The sequence below is a fragment of the Thermogemmatispora sp. genome (assembly GCF_019683755.1).
In the GTDB taxonomy this organism is placed as follows: Bacteria; Chloroflexota; Ktedonobacteria; order Ktedonobacterales; family Ktedonobacteraceae; genus Thermogemmatispora.
In genome coordinates, this window is the sequence record NZ_JADGHT010000390.1 from 1 (window position 1) to 3,940 (window position 3,940).

Annotated in this window: 4 protein-coding genes; 3 read left to right on the forward strand and 1 reads right to left on the reverse strand. The window is 57.6% G+C overall.

Translation table 11 applies throughout. The features are described from left to right. Window positions 1-301 precede the first annotated feature (301 nt). A complete protein-coding gene (locus tag IRZ24_RS17705) occupies window positions 302-1,192 on the reverse strand; it encodes an IclR family transcriptional regulator (RefSeq protein ID WP_297167180.1) in 891 nt (296 codons plus the stop codon). A gap of 494 nt (window positions 1,193-1,686) precedes the next feature. Here IRZ24_RS17705 and IRZ24_RS17710 point away from each other — a divergent pair, with 494 nt between their 5' ends. The 3 genes from IRZ24_RS17710 to IRZ24_RS17720 all read left to right on the forward strand — a co-directional run. Further along, window positions 1,687-2,778: an amidohydrolase family protein gene (locus IRZ24_RS17710; RefSeq protein WP_297167184.1), complete on the forward strand. Its 1,092-nt coding sequence runs from the start codon at window positions 1,687-1,689 to the stop codon at window positions 2,776-2,778. Between the two features lie 148 nt (window positions 2,779-2,926). Next, window positions 2,927-3,736 carry an iron-sulfur cluster assembly protein gene (locus tag IRZ24_RS17715; RefSeq protein ID WP_297167187.1) on the forward strand — a complete coding sequence of 270 codons (810 nt, stop codon included), beginning with the start codon at window positions 2,927-2,929 and terminating at the stop codon, window positions 3,734-3,736. After that, window positions 3,733-3,940 (forward strand): alcohol dehydrogenase catalytic domain-containing protein (locus tag IRZ24_RS17720; RefSeq protein ID WP_297167190.1); only part of this gene is annotated, 208 nt, incomplete at its 3' end. The genes IRZ24_RS17715 and IRZ24_RS17720, both read left to right, overlap by 4 nt.

Genomic DNA, 3,940 nt, shown 5'->3' on the forward strand with positions numbered 1-3,940 from the left:
GCACTAGACTCCTGGCTTGATCTCTCTTCTCCGCACTATTGTGGATGGTAGCAGCTCCTGTGTCCCCTATTATAAACAACTACCTAGGTCCCGGTCTATTTTTGTCCGGTCACCAGGACTTTTGCGAGGGAAGAGCAAACGGAACGGCAGGCTGGACACCGCAGGAAAGACAAGCAGCCAGAGAGGCTGATCCTCTGAGCCGGCCAGGCAGATAGATCTGCAGGTAAACAGAAGAGAGTCACTTCTGCCAACTACGCGTCCACGGGTCCACCTCCTACCTGGAGCTGCCCTGACTAGACTGCTAGCAGCGGTTGATCAGGCGCAACTCCATACTGGCCTGGTAAGCGGCACGCACAACCTGGGTGATAAGCCACTCGCCTCGGCGAGAAAGCAGGTCACAGCGGAACGAAAGTGCAATGGCTGCTATTACCCGGCCCTGGGCATCCCTGACCGGGGCCGCCAGGCAGGCCGTACCCGTGTGCAACTCCTCGCGATCAATACTGTAGCCCTGGCGGACAACGCTGTGAAGCTCCTCACGGAGAAGAGAGCGTTCAACAATTGTCCGCTGAGTCAGGCGAGGCAGGCTATGGCGAGCGAGGTAGTCCTCGACAAACTCCGGCGAGCTGTAAGCCAGGAGAACTTTCCCCAGAGCATGAGCGTGAGCCTGACCACGGTAGCCAACGTAGATGCCCGGGATGCGTTCAGCGTGGGCTGGCTCAACGATGGCCTGTAACTCCACCTCACCGTAGCGCCAGGCAGCCAAATAGGCCGGCTCCTGGCAGCGTTCGCTCAAACTGTGGAGGATCGGGCGCAGACGTTGCTGGATCGCAGGCTGATAAGTCGGTACAGCCAGGGCTGACCTGTGTTCCTCTGATTGTGGGCCTGGCCAGTCTTGGCTAAGGGTGCGCAGATAGGCATCGTTTAAGTAGGGGATCTGGGGGCCGAGTACGTAGTGACCGTTGGGAAGGCGCTCGACATAGCCAGCCGCTGCCAACGTATTCAGGCAGTGGTAGCACGTGCTGATATTGAGGTGGAGCAAGCTACTCACCGCACGCGCTGTCAGTCCACCAGGAGTGCTGGCAATCAGGTTAAGGATAGCAAGCACACGCTGTGCGGAGCGCAAGATATCGCGCTTAGGCTCGGGGAGTGATGAGGCTGGGGCCTGAAGGTGAGCGTAAGGGTAGTTGACCATAACTCTGTTGCTCCTTTGCGCAGGTGGGGACGTTTATCGTAGCGACCTTGTTATTACAACTCGTCCCCCCTCAAGTGGGGCACTCCTTTACCTGGGATTATACTGAGCAGCGTCTCTGTGTCAAGCACAGTAAGATACGATTTCAAATAATGAAATCCTGATCTACACACTGGTATAGTTTTATGCTATGCTGGCAGCGTAAGCGAGTGGGCTGGAGCTGATCGATGCCGGGCGAGGACTAGCTCAGAGGCACTGAGTGAGTGACTGGGCCAGTCCGCCTCGGCATCATTGCAAACCGCAGCCAAAGCAAGAAGCAGCCAAGCCGGAGAAGGCGTCTGTTGTGCAGATATAGGCAGCGTAGTGCGTTCTGACTCACTCGTTTGCTCAGGTTCCCGGAGAAGCTGCCGAGTCTGGCTCTGGAGCGGGCCCAGATGAGCCGAGGGAGTCGCTGATCGGGTCACTGTTGACTCACTGGAGACAAAGGAGGCCTGCTGATGTTCCGCGCCTCAACGGGCGAAGAAATCTTTATCGTTGACGCCCACACCCATCTCTGGGATGCCAGCCCCGCTAATCAGCGCAACCAGTACGGGCGTGGCTGGATCGACTGTTTCTATGATTATCACCGAAACCTTTCCCCGGCTGAGTATGTTTGGCCGCTGAGCGACTTCGAGCGCTATACCCCCGAGCGCATGGCCCATGATGAATTCGTCAAGGGCTATGTTGATATGGCTATTCTCCAGCCCACCTACCTCACTGAATTCTTTATCAATGGCTTCAACACCATTGAGCAGAACAGTGTCATGAAGCAGCGCTATCCCGAGCGCTTTATTCTCAACGGGGCCTGGGATGCGCGTGACGGTGACGCGGGTTTGGAGTATCTGCGTCGCCAGAAGGAAGAATGGGACATTAAGGGGGTCAAGCTCTACACTGCCGAATGGCGTGGCGCCTCCAAGGGCTACAAGCTCTCCAGTCCCGAGGCTTATCGCTATCTGGAGGAATGCGCCAAGCTAGGGATCACCAATATTCATGTGCATAAAGGCCCGACCATTTATCCACTAAACCGTGATGCCTTCGATGTGGCCGATGTCGACGATGCCGCTTCCCGCTTCCCTGAGCTAAATTTTATCGTCGAGCATGTTGGTCTGCCGCGCCTGGAAGACTTCTGCTGGATCGCTGTTCAAGAGAAAAACGTCTATGCCGGTCTGGCGGTGGCTCTGCCCTTTATTTATCCGCGCCCACGCTACTTCGCTGAGATCATGGCGAATCTGCTCTTCTGGGTCGGGCCGGACAAAATTCTCTTTGGGAGCGACTACGCCATCTGGGAACCGCGCTGGTTAGTTGAGCGTTTCATGGCCTTCGAGCTCCCGCAAGATCTCAAAGAGGAGTTTAAGGTTGATCTGACGCTCGATGTGAAGCGCAAGATTATGGGTTTGAACGCCGCGCGCCTCTATGGAATTGATCCAGAGGAGCAGCTCAAGAAGTTGCGCGGCGACGAACTAGCCCAACAGGCGGCTGGCCGAGAGAGCATAGACCAAGCGCCGTCAAGAGAACCTGGCAGCTCTGCCACGGCTGAGGCGGGTACCTGAGCTGGTCCTCCAGGGGTAGCCAGGCTGCAGCCTGGTTGCTGATGGTGGGAAGAGCAGCCTGACTAAGGCAGACGGCAGTCCTGGCCTCTCAGGACCCCGGCACCTTAGCGGCCCTACTGTGCTGATGGCGGAAGAGAGGAGAACGACCATGCCGATCCACGATGCTGTGAGCGTACCCCTTGTCAGGCCAGAGCAGATCTGGGCGGCCATTGCCGATGTGATTGACCCCGAGTTAGATACGCCGCTGGTGAGGCTAGGGTTCGTTGATCGTATTGAGACCAGTGGCGCGGAGGTGCGCATCTTTTTAAAGCTGCCAACTTTCTGGTGTGCGCCCAACTTCGCTTATTTGATGGCCTCCGACCTGGCTGAACGAGCGCGAGCTGTACCGGGAGTGGCCAGTGTTCAGGTGCAGCTACTTGATCACTGCGCTGGTGAGGCCATCTCGGCGGCGGTCAATCAAGGCCTCAGCTTCGCCGCCGCTTTTCCCGAGGAGGTCACGACGGATAGCGATCTGCAAGAGCTGCGTCGCACCTTTTTGCGCAAAGGCTTTCTGAGGCGTCAAGACCTGTTGCTACGTCGTCTGCTTCAGACTGGCCTGAGCGAGGAAGTGCTACGTTCCCGGCGCCTGGAAGATCTCTCTTGGGATGAAGAGGGCGATGTGGCCCGCCTGTGCCTGCCAGGGGCCACTCTGGAGCTACCTGCGCTGGGCAAGGCGGCCCGAGCTTATGTCGAGCGTGGCCAGGCGCTGGGATTATTACGGGCGGGTTCTTCCCTCTTTGTGGACGAGCAGGGGGAGCCTATACCTGCCGGTGAGCTGCAGCGCTTTCTGCGTCGCCTGCGCTCTGTGCGCCTGAGCCTGCTTTTCAATACAGCCATGTGCAGTGCTCTTTTCCGCACCCGTTACCAGCATGCGAGCGCAGAGACAGCGCACAACGAGGAAGGAGAGGATTCCCTATGAAAGCCGTGCGTCTCCATGCCTACAATCAATCACCGGTGGTTGAAGAGGTCGCTGAGCCGACTATCAGTGGTCCATTTGACGTCATTGTACGCATTGGTGGGGCTGGCCTCTGTCGCACTGATCTGCACATTATCGAAGGACAGTGGGCTGAGAAATCGGGGGTGACGCTACCGTACACGCTCGGCCATGAGAACGCTGGCTGGG